Origin of the sequence: Streptomyces sp. NPDC051020, from assembly GCF_040683105.1 — a bacterium.
Lineage (GTDB): Bacteria > Actinomycetota > Actinomycetes > Streptomycetales > Streptomycetaceae > Streptomyces.
Map to the genome: position 1 here is coordinate 1 of NZ_JBFBCG010000111.1, position 17,591 is coordinate 17,591.

At 67.7% G+C, this 17,591-nt stretch carries 18 protein-coding genes and 2 pseudogenes; 18 read left to right on the top strand and 2 right to left on the bottom strand.

The genetic code is table 11. The features are described 5' to 3' along the window. The first annotated feature begins 154 nt into the window (after positions 1–154). Together AB0N06_RS34535 and AB0N06_RS34540 are read left to right on the top strand one after the other, a co-directional pair. Entirely contained in the window at positions 155–1,210 is a 1,056-nt protein-coding gene (locus tag AB0N06_RS34535) for a UDP-N-acetylmuramate dehydrogenase (RefSeq protein WP_366138636.1), read from the top strand. Between the two features lie 73 nt (positions 1,211–1,283). After that, positions 1,284–1,418 (top strand): hypothetical protein, encoded by a 135-nt coding sequence (locus tag AB0N06_RS34540; RefSeq protein WP_366138637.1) that lies wholly within the window; start codon positions 1,284–1,286, stop codon positions 1,416–1,418. A 117-nt stretch (positions 1,419–1,535) separates the two neighbouring features. Here the strand turns inward: AB0N06_RS34540 and AB0N06_RS34545 are convergent, their stop codons facing one another. Then, a complete protein-coding gene (locus AB0N06_RS34545; protein ID WP_366138638.1) occupies positions 1,536–1,871 on the bottom strand; it encodes a hypothetical protein in 336 nt (111 codons plus the stop codon). Positions 1,872–2,034: 163 nt separating this feature from the next. Here AB0N06_RS34545 and AB0N06_RS34550 point away from each other — a divergent pair, with 163 nt between their 5' ends. The 15 genes and pseudogenes from AB0N06_RS34550 (at position 2,035) to AB0N06_RS34620 (ending at position 16,250) form a co-directional block, all read left to right on the top strand. Further along, complete coding sequence (locus AB0N06_RS34550; protein ID WP_366138639.1) at positions 2,035–2,400, top strand: hypothetical protein; 366 nt, start codon at positions 2,035–2,037, stop codon at positions 2,398–2,400. Beyond that, positions 2,397–4,310 (top strand): caspase family protein, encoded by a 1,914-nt coding sequence (locus AB0N06_RS34555; RefSeq protein ID WP_366138640.1) that lies wholly within the window; start codon positions 2,397–2,399, stop codon positions 4,308–4,310. Before AB0N06_RS34550 ends, AB0N06_RS34555 begins: the two co-directional genes overlap by 4 nt. 237 nt (positions 4,311–4,547) lie before the next feature. Beyond that, complete coding sequence (locus tag AB0N06_RS34560) at positions 4,548–4,766, top strand: hypothetical protein (protein ID WP_366138641.1); 219 nt, start codon at positions 4,548–4,550, stop codon at positions 4,764–4,766. After that, positions 4,766–4,951 (top strand): hypothetical protein, encoded by a 186-nt coding sequence (locus AB0N06_RS34565; protein WP_366138642.1) that lies wholly within the window; start codon positions 4,766–4,768, stop codon positions 4,949–4,951. Before AB0N06_RS34560 ends, AB0N06_RS34565 begins: the two co-directional genes overlap by 1 nt. A gap of 83 nt (positions 4,952–5,034) precedes the next feature. Next, positions 5,035–5,694, top strand: coding sequence for a histidine phosphatase family protein (locus AB0N06_RS34570; protein ID WP_366138643.1), 660 nt, complete (start codon positions 5,035–5,037; stop codon positions 5,692–5,694). A 13-nt stretch (positions 5,695–5,707) separates the two neighbouring features. Continuing rightward, positions 5,708–6,862 (top strand): hypothetical protein, encoded by a 1,155-nt coding sequence (locus tag AB0N06_RS34575; protein ID WP_366138644.1) that lies wholly within the window; start codon positions 5,708–5,710, stop codon positions 6,860–6,862. After that, on the top strand, positions 6,859–7,797 hold the full coding sequence (locus AB0N06_RS34580) for a phosphotransferase (RefSeq protein WP_366138645.1): 939 nt from the start codon (positions 6,859–6,861) through the stop codon (positions 7,795–7,797). The genes AB0N06_RS34575 and AB0N06_RS34580 overlap by 4 nt, the downstream gene beginning before the upstream one ends. Beyond that, positions 7,715–8,809 carry a hypothetical protein gene (locus tag AB0N06_RS34585; protein ID WP_366138646.1) on the top strand — a complete coding sequence of 365 codons (1,095 nt, stop codon included), beginning with the start codon at positions 7,715–7,717 and terminating at the stop codon, positions 8,807–8,809. The genes AB0N06_RS34580 and AB0N06_RS34585 overlap by 83 nt, the downstream gene beginning before the upstream one ends. Before the next feature lie 195 nt (positions 8,810–9,004). After that, positions 9,005–10,138, top strand: coding sequence for a hypothetical protein (locus tag AB0N06_RS34590; protein ID WP_366138647.1), 1,134 nt, complete (start codon positions 9,005–9,007; stop codon positions 10,136–10,138). A 757-nt stretch (positions 10,139–10,895) separates the two neighbouring features. Further along, positions 10,896–12,038, top strand: coding sequence for a ParA family protein (locus tag AB0N06_RS34595; protein ID WP_366138648.1), 1,143 nt, complete (start codon positions 10,896–10,898; stop codon positions 12,036–12,038). Next, on the top strand, positions 12,035–13,099 hold the full coding sequence (locus AB0N06_RS34600) for a ParB/RepB/Spo0J family partition protein (protein WP_366138649.1): 1,065 nt from the start codon (positions 12,035–12,037) through the stop codon (positions 13,097–13,099). The genes AB0N06_RS34595 and AB0N06_RS34600 overlap by 4 nt, the downstream gene beginning before the upstream one ends. Positions 13,100–13,516: 417 nt before the next feature. Next, positions 13,517–13,705, top strand: a pseudogene (locus tag AB0N06_RS34605) (transposase); the annotation flags it as partial. A gap of 546 nt (positions 13,706–14,251) precedes the next feature. Beyond that, positions 14,252–14,497 carry a hypothetical protein gene (locus AB0N06_RS34610; protein WP_366138650.1) on the top strand — a complete coding sequence of 82 codons (246 nt, stop codon included), beginning with the start codon at positions 14,252–14,254 and terminating at the stop codon, positions 14,495–14,497. After that, positions 14,494–15,402 carry a sigma-70 family RNA polymerase sigma factor gene (locus tag AB0N06_RS34615; protein WP_366138652.1) on the top strand — a complete coding sequence of 303 codons (909 nt, stop codon included), beginning with the start codon at positions 14,494–14,496 and terminating at the stop codon, positions 15,400–15,402. Before AB0N06_RS34610 ends, AB0N06_RS34615 begins: the two co-directional genes overlap by 4 nt. After that, complete coding sequence (locus tag AB0N06_RS34620) at positions 15,399–16,250, top strand: hypothetical protein (RefSeq protein ID WP_366138653.1); 852 nt, start codon at positions 15,399–15,401, stop codon at positions 16,248–16,250. Before AB0N06_RS34615 ends, AB0N06_RS34620 begins: the two co-directional genes overlap by 4 nt. 336 nt (positions 16,251–16,586) lie before the next feature. Here AB0N06_RS34620 and AB0N06_RS34625 read toward each other — a convergent pair. Then, positions 16,587–16,754: pseudogene (locus AB0N06_RS34625) on the bottom strand (helicase); the annotation flags it as partial. 250 nt (positions 16,755–17,004) lie between these two features. Between AB0N06_RS34625 and AB0N06_RS34630 the strand changes: the two are divergent. After that, positions 17,005–17,391: a MazG nucleotide pyrophosphohydrolase domain-containing protein gene (locus AB0N06_RS34630; protein ID WP_366138654.1), complete on the top strand. Its 387-nt coding sequence runs from the start codon at positions 17,005–17,007 to the stop codon at positions 17,389–17,391. The last annotated feature ends 200 nt before the right edge of the window (positions 17,392–17,591 follow it).

A 17,591-nucleotide genomic window follows, 5' to 3' on the forward strand; every position in this document is an offset into this window, starting at 1 on the left:
GCGGATACGACGTCGACACTCGCATCCTTGCAGGCCAGCGGCACCTTTCTGCTACCGGGACGTCAGATCACCCAATTCCGCTGAATACCCAGGGTTGACACTCCGATAAGCATCCTATCCATGCAGTGCGCATCGTGGCCGTACCCTTGAGCCCGTGCAGGAACTCCACAACGCTCTCCTCGCCCCGCTGACCACCCTTCGTCTCGGTGGTCCCGCTTCCCGACTGCTTACCGCGACAACCGACGCCGAGGTGATCGCCGCCGTCCGCGAAGCGGACTCCGCCCGGACCGAACTGTTGGTAATCGGCGGAGGCTCAAACCTGGTCATCGGTGACCAGGGCTTCGACGGAACGGTCCTGCGCATCGCCACCACCGGCTTCGCATGCAACGGTACGAAGCTGGAGCTTGCGGCCGGTGAGGTGTGGACCGACGCAGTGGCCCGCACCGTCGAAACGGGTCTCGCGGGCATCGAATGCCTCGTCGGCATCCCTGGCTCCGCGGGCGCGACTCCGATCCAGAACGTGGGCGCTTACGGCCAGGAGGTTTCCTCAACCATCAGTGAGGTGGTCGCGTACGACCGGAAGACCGATGAGACGGTCACAATCCCGAACGCCGAGTGCGCCTTTTCGTACCGCAACAGCCGCTTCAAGACCGACCCGAACCGCTTTGTGGTGCTCCGAGTCCGCTTCGAGCTGGAGGATGCGGATGGTCTCTCCGCCCCGATCAAATACCCCGAGACCGCCCGCGCCCTCGGTGTGGAAGCGGGGGACCGCGTTCCACTGGCCTTCGCCGTGGAGAGCGTGCTGAAGCTGCGTACGAGCAAGGGCATGGTGCTCGATCCGGAGGATCATGACACCTGGTCGGCCGGGTCGTTCTTCACCAACCCGATCCTCGAAAAGGCCGAACTCGCTGCCTTCCACTCGCGGGTAGCCGAGCGTCTAGGCCCCCACGCCGCCTCGCCCGCGTACCCGGCGGGCGAAGGACGCAGCAAAGTTCCCGCAGCTTGGCTGATCGACAAGGCTGGCTTCACCAAAGGCTACGGCAAGGGACCGGCTCGGATCTCCACCAAGCACACCCTGGCCCTCACCAACCGCGGCCACGCCACCACCGAGGACCTGTTGACTTTGGCCCGCGAGGTGATCGCCGGCGTCTACGAAGTTTTCGGGATCACGCTGGTTCACGAGCCGGTGACGGTCGGAGTCAGCCTCTGAGTCCACGTTCCGTGCGGGTGTCGAGGCGGGTGACCTGGAGCAGGTCAAGGCCGGCTGGAACGAGCTCGGTGGCGTGGCTGCGCACATCGCGCACGCCAACGCCCGGGTCGGCACGGTGCTGCTGGCGACGGCGGTGAATCATTTGGAGGAGCCTCCGGAGGAGGTCATCGCCAAGGTAATGGTGGAAGTGGAGAAGAACAGTTCTTGACCTCCCGAGGCGACAGAACCCGTCAGCCATGACTGTGAATCTGCCCCCGTAGCATGTCTAAACGCCTCGTCCCCGGCAGCTTCAATGCCGGGGACGAGGCGTTTTTGCGGGACGGGCCTACAGCTCGATCTCGATGTGCTCCACGTCGGTGAACTCCACGCCCAGGCCGTGCGCGCGGCTGTTGTTGGCGCGGAAGTACATCCGGGCGAGGCCGTCGGCCGCGATCTGCTGGAGCTGCTGCTCGGTGGCGCCCTGCTCGCGGGCGGTGAACAGCCGGTCGGCGTACTCGGGCGGCAGCGCCTGGGTGATGTCGCGGACGCGGGCGTCGTCGGTCGTGCCCGGCGCGGCGGTGAACCCGAAGCGGGCGCGGGTGGAGACGACAAGTCCGGCGAGCGCCAGCAGACTGACTTCAGCTCGGGAACGTACGTGCAGATCCTGTATTCCGGGAGACACGAGCGGGCTTGGCCATCGGCGTGCTGGCGTTCTCCGGGCGGGTGAGCAGGTCGCGGGGACTGGTACGTGCGGTCTGGGAAGTGGCCCTGTTCCAGTCGCCGAGCGTGCCGCAATAGTGTGGAGGCCGCTTGTGGGATGCAAGGGGTCTGATGGGGGAGAGGCTGTGTCGGAGAACGTCTTGTCGGTCCGGATCGCCAGCGATAGCAGCGATGAGGATGCGTTGCGGTCGTTCGCGCGGTGGCTCGAAGAAGAGCCGGAGATCCGCCGTCACGCGGTGATCACCTGGCCGGCCGCCGTACCCGGTGCGGGTGATATGGGCGGCGCACTCGAGGTGGTGCAGCTGGTGCTCGACTACGGCTTCCAGCTGGCGAACCTCGCCCTGGCCTACACCGCTTGGCGTTCCACCCGGTCGGACGCACCAGCGGTAACAGTGTCCCGGGGCGGAGTGAGCATCACCCTGAGCAGCGCCGACGCCGAGGTTGTCGCCCGCTTGGTGCGGGAGCTGGAGGAAGCCAGACCAGAACAGTGAGCGTGCTTCCCGACCCGAACACCTCACGCGCCGTGCTGATCGGCACCTGGCGATACACCGATCCAGCCCTGACAAACCTGCCGGCCGTCGCGGAGAACCTCACGGCCCTGGACCGGCTGCTGTGCGACCCTGGAATCTGGGGACTGCCGGAGACGCACTGCACCGTGATACCGAACCCCGCCACTGCCGCAGAGGTCGTCGACCCGATCATCGAAGCCGCCGAGCAGGCCACCGACACCCTGCTCGTCTACTACGCCGGACACGGACTCATCGCCCGTCGCGACGCCGAACTCCACCTCGCCCTCACCGGCTCCCGGCCTAACGCCGCCCACACCGCCCTCCCTTACGCGACAATCCGCGACGAACTCCTCAACACCCGCGCGCGGCGCCAGGTCGTCATTCTCGACTGCTGCTACAGCGGCCGTGCTTTGGGCCGCATGGCCCCGGTCGACGCGGCCACCGTCCTGGCCGACGAAGCCACCATCGAAGGCACGTACCTGATCGCCGCCGCCGCCGAGACCAGGACCGCCCTGTCCGTCCCCGGTGAACGCCACACCGCCTTCACCGCCGAACTCCTCACCACCCTCGGCCTCGGAATCCCCGGCCAAGGTCCTCACCTCGACCTCGACACCCTCTACCGCCACATCGAAGCCACCCTCCGCGCCAAACAGCGCCCCCTCCCCCAGCGCCGCATCCGCAACACCGCCGACCGACTCGCCTTCCACAACCGCGCCCACACCTCGACACGGCCGGCCCCCATCCCGACTGCTTCGGAGCCAGCCCCACCAGCCGACCCACCCCGTCCTCACCCAGCAGGGAGCACTCGCGACAACGCCCGCGGGATCCGGCGGCGAGCATTGATCATGGGCGCCGTCGTGTTCGCCAGCGCGGGCACGGCCACCGGGGTTGCGCTGTGGCCCCGGGGAAAGAGCGGGGATTCGGTCCGCGCCCGAAGACTCACCGACACCGACACCGAAGACGTGGCATTCAGTCCGGCCAGCCGGACGCTCGTCACCATCGGATCATCCGAATCGCAAGTCTGGGACACGGCCACCGGCAAGATGGTCGCCGAGTCCTCCGATAGTCAGAACGAACTATCGTTCTTGGCGTTCAGCCCCGACGGCAGGACCTTCGCAACCAGCGGCAGCGACATCCGGGTGCGAGACGCGGCCACCGCGGTCCCCATCGCCACCTTCCCCCCCGCCCCGGACCACAACATTGTGCCGTTGGCGTTCAGCCCCGACGGCAAGATGCTGGCATGCGGCGGAGCGCAGACGGGAACCCTCGACGACAGTGGTAATGCCGAGGACATGAAGAACAGCTTCCGGCTGCTGGACGCATCCACCGGCCGCGTCCGCGCGGCCTCCTCGGAACACGACCTACGCGCCGTAGCCTTCAGCCCGGACGGCAAGACGGTCGCCTGCGCCAACAACAACGGCGGGTGCTGGCTGTGGGACGTTGCCGGTCGTCGCTTCGGCCACGACATCGGCCTGCACGACTGGACGCACGCGGTGCTGTTCACCCCGGACGGACGGCTCGTCACCGCAGGCGAGGGCGGCGTACGGCTGTGGGACACCACCTCGCTGCGCATCAAAGCGACACTCCCCGCAGGAACCACGTACGCCGTGGCGCTCAACAAGGACGGCAGGACGATCGCCACCGCCGGACCGCACGGCGTACAACTATGGGACATGACCACCCGCCGCCCCACTGCCACGCTGACCGACAACACGACGCAGTCCCTGGCATGGAGCCCCGACGGCAGAACCCTTGCCGGCGCCACCTCCCAGAACAGCGTCAAGAACACACGCCGTGGCACGCCGTACGACAGCGGATGCCTGCTGTGGCAAATCCCCGCACGGCTCCTGCCCACCTCCTCTGGAAAACCCCCGACGCACCCACACGGGTGACGCCCACCACAAGATCACCGCCTTTTGCGGCTGGGTTGGGTCGGGCCGGGGCGCGGTACTGGCCTTGCGACCAGGCCGTCCGCCCGCCGCACCCGCCGTGCGTGTTTCCACGCAACGGGCGCTCCACGTGCCTTGGTCGGTGGCCAGCCGCTTGTGCTGGCGGCTGCCGGTCGTGGTGTCCATGGGGTCGGGATGTTGCTGCCGCGGTAGCGGATCACTTTGACGCTGGACGCGCCGGTGAACTCGACCCTGGAAGTCCTGGCCGCCGCACCGGCGCGGGCAGTGCAGGAGATGGTCCTCGACAGGTACGGCGACTACGTCGTGGTGTTCGACGCCGATACCGACGCCGTGCCCGTCTTCACTGCGCTCGGGCAGTGGGTCGGGCTGGCGGACAACCCTGACGCCATCACCACCCTGATCGACATCCACGAGCGCGTGAACGGCGGTGATGCCTGATGGCCGCCGCCGTCACATCGCAGGCCCGCACCGTCCTGGAGCGGTTCCCTGCCGGCCACCCCCGCGGCTCCTGGCCCGCCGACGAATACGCCGCCGCCCAGGGTGCCCAGGACACCGACGTCCACGTCGTGATGGACCTGGCGAGCGACCAGTTCCTTCTGGTCGCCAACGCCACTGCCCCGTAGTCCCCGAACACACAGAGCGCCGTGCCCGCCTCCCGTGCGGGCACGGCGCTGTCTGGCACGACACCTTCACCGAGAGGATGAAGATGCTCTTCCTCGTTCGCCACGCCGAATCCATCGAGAACGCCACCAAATACACCGGCTTCTACGAGAACCCCCGTCCGTGGACCGGGCCGGCCGCGCATGCCCTGTCCCGGGACGTTGTCGGCCTGACGCCCCGCGGCTTCCTCCAGTGCCTGTGGCTGCGGCAGACGCTGCGGGACCTGACCGAACCCGACCCGGCGATCCGCACCTCCCAGTATCGCCGCGCCCTCGACACCGCTGTGCTTGCTCTGCCCGGCCTGCCCTACGAGGTGACCGCGCTCCTCAATGAGCAGCACTACGGCGCAGCCACCTACATGACCAAACAAGAGCTGTACGCCACCTACCCCGAGGGGACACAGGACCGGCAGACCCGCAAGCACCTGTGGACGCCCCCCGGCGCCGACGGAGAGTCCCTCGCCTGCGGCGTCCTGCGGCGGGCCACGGCGTTCGTCGACGGCCTGCACACCGCGTCCGCGGCGGATGTCGTGGCGTTCACGCACCACACCGCGATCCTCGCGCTGCGGGCCGTCCTGGAGCGCCGGCCGGTGACTGAACTGGTCGACGAGGCCCGTGTGCGCAAGACACCCAACGCCGCCGTCCTGGTCTACGAACAGGTCGACGGCCTGTTCCACGCCCGCGGCACCGCCCAACCGGACTGCTGAGGAGGCCGCGGCCATGAACGTCCTGTACTTCAACGGGCCCGTGCAGAACGGCCCCTTCACCCTCGCCGATCGGCCGGGCAAGGCGGCTGGCATCCGCGCGGCCGAAGCACTCAACACCCTCCTTGGCGCCGGGCCGGTCCCGCATCTGTGGAACACCGTCACTCTGGCTGGAGACCTGCGCCACCGTGACGCCCCTGACCGGGACACCGTCGGCCGGCAGGAGCGGGAGGAACGCGCGATCGCCGCCAAGTACGCGCCAGGCGCGCCCCCGGCTGGTGGCGTTCTCACCGACACCACGCCTGTTGTGGCCGCCCTCGCGCTGGAGATGACCGAACGCCTCCTGCGGGAAGGCGCTCTGGCGGTCGTTCCCACCGCGGTCCATCTCTGTGTCCGCTGCGGTCACATGACCGGCGCCGTCGCCCATGCCTGCCGGGCGTGCGGGCACCAGGGCTCCCGGCCTCACACCCGGCGGTTGCTGGTCTGGGACCGGCCCCCAGGCACACCAGTGCTCGCACGTGATGACTTCCACGCCCACCGGGCCCGGCCACCGCACCATCTGCTGACCATCGCCCAGAACGTCCCTGAGCGGCTGATCCTGTCCCGCACCCGCGACCACGGCATCAGCCTCGCGCCGCTCGGGCTCGACGGCCTGGTCCTGGACCCGCGAGTCGGCGTGCACATCGGCGTGCTGGCCGCTGCTGCCCAGTCCAACGCCGGGCAGCCCGTGATGACGGTCACCGAGAACGCCGCGGCGAACGTCGCCGCCTATGGGTCCCCATTCCGGCGGCACAACGGAACGCGTCTGCGGTACGCGCTGCACGGGCGCATCCCGTACGACGACACCGCGGCGCTGCAGCGGCTGTGCGAGGTGCACCGCGTCAGCCCGGCGCAACGAGAGCAGTTCCTCACCTGGTTCCTTCCCCTGTGCTCACTGCACATCCGGGCAGGCATCACCCCGGCACAGATCCCGGGCCTGCTGAAATTCTGGCGCCGCGCCCACCTGGCCCGGCCGGACACACCCCGGAGTGACGTCCTCGCCGAACTGCGGCGCCGCATCGCGGCGGGTGATATGCGCTGGGTCATGGACGTCCAGACCCTGTCCCAGGCCATCCCCGACTACCCGGTCACCCACGGCTTCACAAAGGAGCCGAAAGGAGCGAGCCGATGAACGAGAACACCTGGCAGCTCGTCAAGAAGCGCACCGCCGCCGACGGCGCGGTGTACGTCTCCGCCGACAAAACGCGCTACCGGCGCACCGGCGGAGCCGAACTCCAAGCGGAGGCAGAATTCCAGCGCCGGATCGCGGACCTTAACTACCCGGTCCCGCACGTCCTGGAGGAGGGCATCACCGACGACGGCCACTACTACGTCGTGGAGGAGTCGCTGGGCAACCAGACCCTGCACGACCGGGCGGTGGCGTCACTGGACGGCGGCCGCACCCTGCCCGACGACGTCGCCGACACCGCCGCGCAGGTCGCCGCCCGGCTGCTGCGCGCACAGGCCGCCCACCTCGTCCAGCCCACGCCCCGCACCCTGCGGCAGTGGCTGGACAGCGCCGGGTTCACCCAGAACGTCTTCCAGGAGAACCCCGACCTGGACAACACCCGGACGCACGCCGCGCTCGACCACGCGCTGGACCACCTTGGCACGGTTCCGCTGGTACGGGGCCACCTCGACTACGGCCTGCCCAACGTCCTGCCGGCCGGGGTCATCGACTGGCAGCACCACGGCCTGGTGCCACTCGGCTACGACGTCCTCCCGGCCCTGGAAATCATCGCGTTCAAGGGCGGCAACAAGGGCTACACCGCCAGCCCCGGCCAGCGGCACCGCTACCTCGCCGTGCTGGACGACGCGAGCCTGAACGCAACCGGACAGCCGGTCAGCCAGAACCTGGGCGCATACCTGCTCGTCAAGGCCCTGTTCTTCCTCGCCCTGATGCGGCCCACCGACCCCTCCCGCACGGACAAGCACCTGAAGTGGCAGTACCGCCGTCACCTCTTCACGAAAGGACTCGAGCAGTATGAGCGCACCGGGACGGTCGATACCGCCCTCTTCCCCAGCCTCGAACAGTTCGCCGCTGGGCACAGCGGCGACCATCCGTGACCGCGACTACCTCCTGGACCGCACCGGGGTGATCTTCAAAGTCATCGGCGATGTCCATCCCGGCACGCACTTCCTGGGGTACGTCAAGTACTACCCGGACGCCCGCGGCGACCGGGAGCTGTTCGGCCGGACGTACCGGCAGAACAGCGTCGTGTCCAAAGCGTTCGGGATCCTCGCCGACCGGCCCGAGTGCTACCTCTACTCCCCCGCCGTAGGGTGCGTCATCACCGGCGTGCCCCGCGAGGACATCGTCACCCACTACTCCTGCCGCCAGACCCTCACCGCACTGCACCAGGCCCCAGGCCTCCTGGACGCAACGGCGGTCAGCGAGGACCTGCTCGCCATCATCAACTGGATCGTCGCGGCCGGCGCCGCGGACGTCATCGGCGTGACCGGTTCCTTCCTGGTCGGCGCCTGCAACGCCCGCTCCGACATCGATCTGGTCTGCTACGGGCCGCGCGGCTACGAGGCGGCGCAAGCACTGTTCGCCGAACGCGCCCTCATCCACCCGTACGAGGGCGAGACCCTCACCCGGCTGTACGTGCGGCGCGCCAAGTACATGGTGGGAGGAAGCTTCGACGCGCTCATGCGCCAGGAGGCCCGCAAACTGCAGGGCCTGACAGCCGGCGCGGGAGCACACATCAACTGTGAGCCGCTGAGGGTCGACGGCGACAAGACGTTCGCCGGGGTGGTTGCCAAAGAGGTAGGGGCGATCTCCGTCCTTGCCCGGATCACGGATCACTCCGAGGGCCTGGTCACGCCGGCGCTCTACGGGATCGAGGTGGACACGGTCACGGAGTCCACGGTCGACGAGCCGTCCGTGTTCGCCCGCCGGATCACCCACCTTCGCAGCTACCTCGGCGCGTACACCGGAGCGTTCCGCACCGGCGACGTCGTCTACCTGTCCGGCCGCCTGGTCCACACCCAAGGACCTGATGCACATAGCGGCTTCGGCATCGAGCTGACCCCGTGGTCGGCAGCCGAGTCCTTCCTCGCCAACCTGACCCGCTGAGCCATGCGTAGGCTCTGATGTACCTCAAGACACGATCTGCCTGACGCGTAGCGGGGCAGAGTAGCAGCAGAGGCGCGTGTACTTGGGGGTGGCATGGAGGGTTCTGCGCAGCGTCGCGTACAACCGATCTCATGGTGGTGGGCTCTGTTGGCCGGCGCCCTTGTGTCGGCTGCGATCGCCGTGACCATGTGGGTGATGCTTGCGCAGACCGACTCGCTGCACGGAGCGCAGCGGGCGACAGCGCGGATCGACGCCATCAAAGCGGCTTTGACGGTCGGGGCCGGAACTGGTGGCGCGGCAGCGCTGCTGCTGGCTCTGCGCCGTCAGTGGCTCAGCGAACACACCCACATCCGCCAGGAGGCTGCGGACCAGGTTGCCGAGTTCGATGCGTCCGAACGCCGCATCACCGAGTTGTACACCGCGGCGACTGGGCAGCTCGGCAGCGACAGCCCTCCGGTTCGCCTGGCAGGCATGTACGCGCTCGAGCGTCTCGCCCAGGACCACCCCGCCCACCGGCAAACCGTCGTCGAGGTGTACTGCTCCTACCTGCGAATGCCTTTTTCCCCTACTCCCCCGCCCGACCTACCCGAATCGGGGCTCGCTGGTCTCTCCGTCGCGGAGCGCGCCGCTGCATCTGGTGCCTATCAGGCAGCCAGTGCGGCGTGGGAGCAAGAACGCGTCGTGCGCGTTACCGCGCAGCGCATCCTCACCCAACATCTGTTTACTGGCGCTAACCGTGGTCCTGATCCGGCCTGGCCGTTGAACCCCTCTCCGGAGGAACCGAAGTTCTGGCCTGGTATCGACCTTGACCTGACCGGAGCGGTGCTGCTGGACTTCGAGTTCGCTGGCCGCCGAGTCGAGAGTGCCACCTTCGAACGCTGCCGGTTCGTCGGCGGCGCGAACTTCGCGTACTCCGAATTCGTCGGGCATACGGACTTCCGCGGTGCACGATTTGAGGAGGGCAGCGGCCACTTTATGTCGGCGTGGTTCGGTCTGCGGGCCATGTTCCGGGGTACCGATTTCGGCGCCAAGGAGGCCGTCTTCGACGGCGCCACGTTCACTGGCATGACCTTCTTCGAGGGGGCGGTGATGGGTGGCGGCGTATCTTTCGAAGCCGCTCGGGCACTCGCCGACTTCAACCGGAACTGGGGCGCCATCCGGCAGCTGCCTGAGGGCTGGACTGAGCGGGCCCTGGCTGCTGACGAGGTCATGCCTTTGCTGGAGCAGAGGTTCAGCCGGTGGCCCGCGACCAATCTGCCACCCGGCTCAGAAGCGTGGACGCTGATTGTGCCCGAGGGTGAAGGAAACGCAGGAGCGACCTCAAGCTGATCGGCCAACAAGCCGGAAGGGCGCGACGGGCCGATGAGGTCGGGGTACCGCCCCTCCCGACGGGCTTGGGCAAGACGCGCGATAGACGCCCGTGCGCCGGTGATCAGGCTCTCCGAAACGAGCCGGTGGTACGCCTGACGGAGGGTGCAGCCGCTGACCTCGCCATAGCTGGTGACGATGTCGGCGGCGCGGTCCACAATGTGCGCCTACTGGAGGCTGGTCACCCGGTACATGCACTCCTCGGGTCAATGGCCTGAGCGCGTCCCGAAGTCGTGAGCATCGACCTGCCCGTCATCGACGGTGACTCCCGCGTTCATGCAAGGGCGGGCGTGTCCAGCAGCGTCCGAATCTCGGCGAGCCGGGCCTCAACAAACGCTAGGTCGGCGCTTCCCTCCCGGAAGCTGTGCAGCAGAGCGGCGCCCTCGATGCCCAACAGATATCCCAGGGAGCTCAGTCAGGTCACCCCAGGGACGGTACGGACACATGCTCCGACGACTCCACCCGTTTTCCGGCACGTACCGCAGCCGTCGTCGGGGACCAGATCACATGCGACTACAGGCGAATCACACCAGATCATCTGAGACAGGGACCAGATCGTCAGAGACGGGACAACAGCCTTTGCTTCCGGAGTCGACTGCCGGAAGTCCACTTCGAAGGGTGCTAACGCCGTTAGCACCCGCAGCAGCTAACGTGAGATCACTGCAGAATTAGCGCGTTGCGGACCAATAAGAGTCTCCGGCGGCAGTAAGCTGCCGCCATGTCATCTCCGAACTCGGGAGGTGAGCGGGAGAAGCTGGTCTCCAAGCTGCCCGCTCATCTCCGACAGGCCCTCAAAGTCCGGGCAGCCCAGCTCTCTGTCGACGTTCAGGACGCCGTCGCCGTCGGCATCCAGACCTGGCAAGCCCAAGCGGAGCCACTCCCCCAGGTTGAGACCGCCGGCGCCGAGTCCTTCGGCACATGGCTCCCCGAGGGGCTCTACGACTCCTTCAAGAGCGACTGCCGTGACCGCGACGTTTCCTACATCCAGGGTCTCGCTCAGGCCGTCGCGCTGTGGCTGGAGCAGAACCCGGCGAACGCCGACAGCCGGGCCGTACGACGTCTGGTGGTTTGCAACCAGAAGGGCGGCGTCGGCAAGACCGCCGTTTCCGCGGGGATCGCCCAGGCCTTCGCCGAACAAGGCAGCCGGGTACTGCTGGTGGACTACGACCCGCAAGGGCACCTCTCGCACCAGCTCGGACTCAAAGCCATCCCCGCCGGCCAGGAAAGCCTGGTCACCCACATGCTCAACCGTGACGACACCAAGCACCCCCTGATCGACCTCACCGTCGTCATAGAGGGTGCACGGTTCGACGACCGGCTGCGCGTCCTGCCCGCCGCATTCGACGCCTTCCTCCTCGACTCCGGCCTCACGGTTTTCCGTGGTCCCCGCCACGCCGCCCTCGAACGCGCGCTCGCCCCCGTCGAAGAGCACTTCGATGTCATCGTCATCGACTCACCGCCCAGTCTCGGCCTGGCCATGGACGCCGGGCTCGTCTACGGCCGCCAACGAGACGGCGAGAAGCCCGGCGCCTCCGGCCTCGTCATCCCCGTCGAAGCGGAAGACACCTCCGCCCAGGCATACGGCATGCTCATCAACCAGGTCGGATCACTGACCCGGGACTACGACATCGACGTCGAACAGCTCGGACTGGTCGTGAACAAGTACGACTCCCGACGCGGCTTCATCGCCACCTCCTCCCTCGACAAATGGAAGGCACTCGGCACCCCGCCCGTGCTGTCCGTCATCCCGGACGTCAAGGAACAGCGCGAAGCCGTCCGAGTCCAAAGGCCCCTCCTCGACTACGCGCCCGAGTCCGACCAAGCCCACAGCATGCGGCAGATCGTGCGGGAACTGGCATGAAGAAGGCAGAATCCCTCGGCGCATCCGCCACCTTCGACGCCGTTGCCCACCCCATCAGCAGCCGCGCCGCGTCCTTCGCGCGCTACGCCGGACACGGCGAAGATGCCGCCCCAGCCACCGTCAGCGAAGGCCCGACTCGGTCACCGAGGCTGCCTGTCGCGCAGATCGCCCACAACCCGTTCAACCCCCGGGAAGAACTCAAAGCGGTCGAAGACATGGCTGACAGCCTCACCGCACGAGGCGTCATCCAGCCCCTCACCGTGGTGACCCGAGCAGCCTTCCTCAGCGCACATCCCGGGCACGAAGGCGATCTCGGGCCAGCCGCGTACGTCGTTGTCGACGGAAACCGCCGTCTCGCCGGTGCCAACATGGCCGGCCTCGACGACGTACCCGTCCATATCGACGACTCCCTCGCGGAGAATGCCGACACCCTCCTGGAGACGGCTCTCACCGCTGCCGTCCAGCACGAAAACCTCGACCCGCTGGATGAGGCCAAGGCGCTGCAGCGCCTCGTGGAAGTCCACGGCTCGCAGCGCGCGGTTGCCCGATCCCTTGGTAAATCCAGCCCTTGGGTCACCCAGAGGATCGCTCTGCTGAAGCTCACTCCCGAGCTCCAAGAGGCAGTTGAGAACAAGAGCCTTCCGGTCGAGGTAGCCCGCAACGTCGGCCGACTGCCGGTGCAGCAACAGCAACGCGCCGCAGCCGAAGCCCTGACGGCCCGGTCCGAGCGCAAGTCGCGAAGGCGCGGTGGGGGTGCTAACGCCGTTAGCACCCCCACCGGCACCCCAACCACTGGTTCAGGTGCTAACGCCGTTAGCACCACAGCCAGGACAGAGGGGAGCGCAAACGACACACAGACCGCGCCAGGCGTATCCCGAGAATCAGGTGGACCCGAGGCTGCCGTTGGTCTGGATCTTTCCCTACCCGGCAAGAAGGTCATCAAGATGCCCTGGCTGGACGGAGAGAAGGTAGCCGACATCGTGATCGAAAAAATGGGGGAGGGGCAGCGCGAAATCCTCCTGAAGAGACTGATTGCCGCACGCAAGACAACCGGAGAGTAGATCCACATCTCTCAGCTGAGGGAGTGGTCGGGGACTGGGTCAGAGGATGCGAGGTCTTCGAGATCCGGTCCCCCGGCTACGCCACCCAGTCCAGCCCGAGGGTGGCGAGGGCGCAGCGCTGGGGTTCGTTGAGCTAGTCACGAAGCTGCCTCTGGGGCGCCCCAGACACCAAGCCGATGCTCTACGGGCTGTTCTTGGCCCTCCATCACGATCGGTTCGAGGCGCCCTCGCGGTACCGGCGCGTCGGCGCTTCGTGCGATGTACTGCGCCAGGGCCGGCACACCCTTGCTGGAAGGCCTGTCACCGGAGCCCTGCCGGTCCGCGTACCTATCAACGCTCGCCCCGTCTGCCCCACTACGCCATGTCGCACCGTCAAACTCCTCAGCTCCGGGGCGCCAGCCTGCGGTTCGTAGTCGGATTGGCAGCGGCGCCACCCAGCCGGGCAGGCTGCGGGTGTGGACGCGGCGGCAGCTGATAGATGGCATACGGCGGCGGACCCGCACCGGTGCTCCCTGGCGGGACGTGCCGGAACGCTATGAGCCGTGGGACCGGGTCTACGACCTCTTCCGGCGCTGGCAGCGGGACGGGACCCGGGCGAGGATACTCACCCGGCTCCAGGCCGAGGCGGACGCCAAGGGCCTGCACACCTCAGCCGTCGACGCGGCCGTCGGCATCGCTGGTGCATCAGCGAATCTGCTTAAACGAGTCCTTGCGCCGATCCCCGGGGATGGTGTCAGTGCCCTGGGCTACCGTCCTTGTCGTCCCCGCTGGGGACTGTTCCGCTCCCGCCTGGCCTCCAAGATCGGCCAGGCGAGAGCGGTCACGCTCGCTCCCCATCATTCTCGGCACGGGAGCGAGCCCTTCCGGATGGGAAGGCCGACACCAAAGGTGTCATGCATCCATTGACGGGGGTCCGTCGCTTCATTGCAAGGAAATCCGGGAACTTCTACCCGTAGGCGCTGCTGTCGTGTTCTGTGCGAACCGGAACGGTCATTTCCGTGCGTCCGGGGTGCGACCTGTGACTGTCATTGTTCCGTGAATCCATGATCACGTGGCGTAACAACTCCCGTTCGGTTCAAGCTGGTTGCCCTCCCTCGGGGGAGCGGCATAGGCACCCGCGCTCCGAGGAGCTTCACGGCTTCCGGATGGGCCATGGAGCACCAGGCCGACACCAAGGAGTTGTTCATGGGACTCAAGCAGATATTGACCATCACGGCGACGGTGCTCGCCTGGAGCCTCGTGATGGCGGCGATGGGGCAGGCCGCCGCGATCGCCGCCCTGGCGCCCGTTCTCGGGCTCGTCGTGCAGCAGATCGTCCGCGCCGCCCGTACCCAGACCGGGCCGCCCTCCGGGCACCGCCTGGACGCGGCGCCCGACAAGGAGGGCAGCGCCCCGTGACGACGCCCATCGAGCCGCCCGTACCTCCCGCCAAACCGGCGCCCCTGCGCCCAGGGCGCAAGCTCGGCCCGATCGCGGACGGGGTGGGCAGCGTCCACCGCGCCTGGCTCGAGCCCCTGCGCTGCACCTACCTGAACAGCGGACTGACCCTCAGCTACCTCAGCGCCCGGGTCCCGCTCGCCAAATCGAAGCTCTCCGAGCTGCTGCGAGGAACCGGGCTCTATCCGCGGTGGGAGATCATCCTCAGCCTGTCCACCCAGCTTCAGATGCCCAGCTGGCCCCTGTACCAGTTGTGGCGGCAAGCGGCGCTCGAGGCGCAGAAGTCGAACGACTGGATCGAACGGTCCAGCGAAAAGGCCTCGGTGACCACGTCTCAGACGCCGCCCCTGGACCACCGCGCGTTCCGCGAAACGGTGGAGGACGACTACCGCCTCTACGCCCAAGTCTTCCTCGACGACGACCAGCGCGACACCGCCATCGCCAACACCTTCGACATCCTGTGGCTGCGCTGGAACGAAGCCCTCGCCAGCCCCGACACCCGGCGCTTCGCCTGGAACACCCTGCGCACCACCGTCATGGCCCGCACCCCGCACATCGATGGTCGGCCCCGGCCCGAGTTCGGAGCAGCCGCCTTCGACACCGTCGCCCTGCGGACCCTGACCGCCGACACCGAGCGCATGTACCAGCTCGCGGAAAGCCTCCAGCTCTTCAAGGCCATGAGCCGACTGCCCGACCAGCAGCTCGACGTCATGGTGCTGCGCCAGCTGTACAGGATCTGCCCCGAAGGCGTCTCCACCCTCCTGGGCGTCCCGATCGCCACCATCCGCTCCAGCGAGCGTCACGCCGCCCACTTCCTGGAAAGCGTCATCTGCCCGCCACCCGAGACCGAAGGGAACACCGCATGACACGCATCGAACAAATCCTCTCCCGGGCCCTGCTGGTCCGGGACCGCACCGTGCCCCGGGACATCGTTCCGCCCTCCCACACCACAACCCCGGCCCCGTCCGCCACCAGCGGCGAGCCCGTGAAGAACAGCACCCCCACCGCAGCCGCGGAAGACCTGCGGGCCCTGTGCGAAACCCTCGTCAACCACACCCCCGCCGACGACGTCGCCGACTTCGTCACCGAACAACTGCCCGAGCCCCGCAGCGCCATGGTCCTCGCCTGCGTCCTGCAACTCACCGACACCGACGACGGCGCCCGCTTCTGGTGGCAGTACGCCGCAGGCGCCGGCCAGGCCGCCGCCGCCTACTGCCTCTACCTCCACCACCTGGCCCTGGGCGAGAACGACGCCGCCCACTGGTGGCACCAGCAGACCAACGACGTCCACACCCCAGCCGACCAGTCGGCAGAACCGGCAGCACCCTCCCGGCACCCGGCAGGAACACAGGTCACCAACGCCTCAACCACCACCATGCTGCGCATCCTGCGCCACCTCGCGAAGTACACCACCCGCCCCCAATCAGCTGCAGTCACAAAACTCATGGCATACATCCCCACCGCAGTCGCGGCCGGGTATCTCCGCCAGCCCGAGATGGACCTGCCCGTGCCCGGCCCCGACTTCTCCCACCGCATCAGCACTCTCCTCGACTTGGCCACTGACCGACCTGCCAGCACCAGCAGACTCCCGGCCCGTCCACGTCGCCGCACGCGCACTGCCGCCCAAGCCCCCAACCCATCCCCTCCTCGACCGCCTTCCACCGAACCACCTCAGCCAGTGCCTGCACCGCTGGGAGAAAGCGCGACACGATGACTGAAATGGTCGTCGTTCGTGTTGAAGCTGCCGTCGTGGTGCAGCATTCGCACGACGCCGTCATCCGATGCCGTAGCGGCCCTTGAGGGCCTTCCTGAACTTGCTCAAACCGGGCCGCCTCGCAACCCGGGCACAGCAGACAAGGAGCTCCGCAGACGGTTCGCCGTGCATCGGAGAGGAAACGCATCGACGCCGTACTGCCCCGGGCCGGGCATGACGACCCGTCTGGCGCGCATATTTCGCCGGAGTCTCGGATGGAACGTACGGTCGGGTGGGCGCCCTGACAGGACGGTGCTTTTCGGTGTGCCCCGCGGTTGTTTCGCACGTTCCGCGGGGCCACCGTCCGATGTCATCGCCCTCGAACAGAACGCCGGGCTCGATGGCTGGCAGGACGCCGTCTGCACCGACCAGGTCCGCGAGGACGCGGTAGTGCCGTTGCCAGTCGAGCGGCCACGGGCAGTCCCAGTCTGGGTCGATCGCCGCCAGCCGCTCCGCGCGCTCCGCCACCAAGCTGGCGTCAGCGGTGTCCGGTGCAGCACCGGAGCTCTGCCAGTCTTTGTCTACCGCCGCACCGCCCGCCCCGCGCCCAGCGGGTAATCCCGGTCCGGCCGCGAGGGCTGGGAGACCACGTGCGCCTCCCGACCCTGCGCAATCACGGATGGCTCCCGACCCGCGCTCCATCGAGCCTGCTTGCTGCGTGACAGCACGATCGCAGCCCAGAGGTTGGGCGGGGCGCATACGGAAAGGCTGAGACATGGACCTCAACGAACTTCAGCGCCGCGCCCTGCGCGTCCATGATCTCTACGACGAGCTGAACCTGAGGGAACGTGGCCGGGTGTGGACGCGCGAGGAGTTCATGCTCGGCTTCGTCGGGGACGTCGGCGATCTGGCAGAGATCGTCATGGCACAGGAAGGCGCCCGTGACATGCCGGGCGACCGTGCAGCTCTGGAGCACGAACTCGCGGACTGCCTGTGGTCCGTGCTGATCCTCGCACACCGGTACAACGTCGATCTGAACGCCGCGTTCCTGCGCACGATGGACGGACTCGACCAGTCGATCACCGCGCGAGGGGCGACCCATGCTCTCGGAACCGATACTCAGGGAGCTGGCCTGTGGACAGAATCCACGCACCGACGGTGAGCAGCCGGCTCCCCGGCCGCCCCACGAAACTCCTAGACCGGGCTCGCTACGTGCGGCATACCGCCCATTCCGAGTGGGGGGAGAAATCTCCGTCCCGGCACGCTGAGCTCGGATCCACCGGCGTGATTCCCGGTTGATCGTTTCGGGGTCGGGCAGGCCGTTTCGGGGCTGGGCTGCGGATTCGGGCGTGGGGTGGCCGC

Bases quoted from the DNA above. Each gene is read 5' to 3' on its own strand.
- AB0N06_RS34620 (WP_366138653.1), top strand. From the start codon at position 15,399: ATGACACGCATCGAACAAATCCTCTCCCGGGCCCTGCTGGTCCGGGAC.
- AB0N06_RS34580 (WP_366138645.1), top strand. From the start codon at position 6,859: ATGAACGAGAACACCTGGCAGCTCGTCAAGAAGCGCACCGCCGCCGAC.
- AB0N06_RS34570 (WP_366138643.1), top strand. From the start codon at position 5,035: ATGCTCTTCCTCGTTCGCCACGCCGAATCCATCGAGAACGCCACCAAA.
- AB0N06_RS34565 (WP_366138642.1), top strand. From the start codon at position 4,766: ATGGCCGCCGCCGTCACATCGCAGGCCCGCACCGTCCTGGAGCGGTTC.
- AB0N06_RS34575 (WP_366138644.1), top strand. From the start codon at position 5,708: ATGAACGTCCTGTACTTCAACGGGCCCGTGCAGAACGGCCCCTTCACC.
- AB0N06_RS34590 (WP_366138647.1), top strand. From the start codon at position 9,005: ATGCTTGCGCAGACCGACTCGCTGCACGGAGCGCAGCGGGCGACAGCG.
- AB0N06_RS34600 (WP_366138649.1), top strand. From the start codon at position 12,035: ATGAAGAAGGCAGAATCCCTCGGCGCATCCGCCACCTTCGACGCCGTT.
- AB0N06_RS34595 (WP_366138648.1), top strand. From the start codon at position 10,896: ATGTCATCTCCGAACTCGGGAGGTGAGCGGGAGAAGCTGGTCTCCAAG.
- AB0N06_RS34630 (WP_366138654.1), top strand. From the start codon at position 17,005: ATGGACCTCAACGAACTTCAGCGCCGCGCCCTGCGCGTCCATGATCTC.
- AB0N06_RS34610 (WP_366138650.1), top strand. From the start codon at position 14,252: ATGGAGCACCAGGCCGACACCAAGGAGTTGTTCATGGGACTCAAGCAG.
- AB0N06_RS34585 (WP_366138646.1), top strand. From the start codon at position 7,715: ATGAGCGCACCGGGACGGTCGATACCGCCCTCTTCCCCAGCCTCGAAC.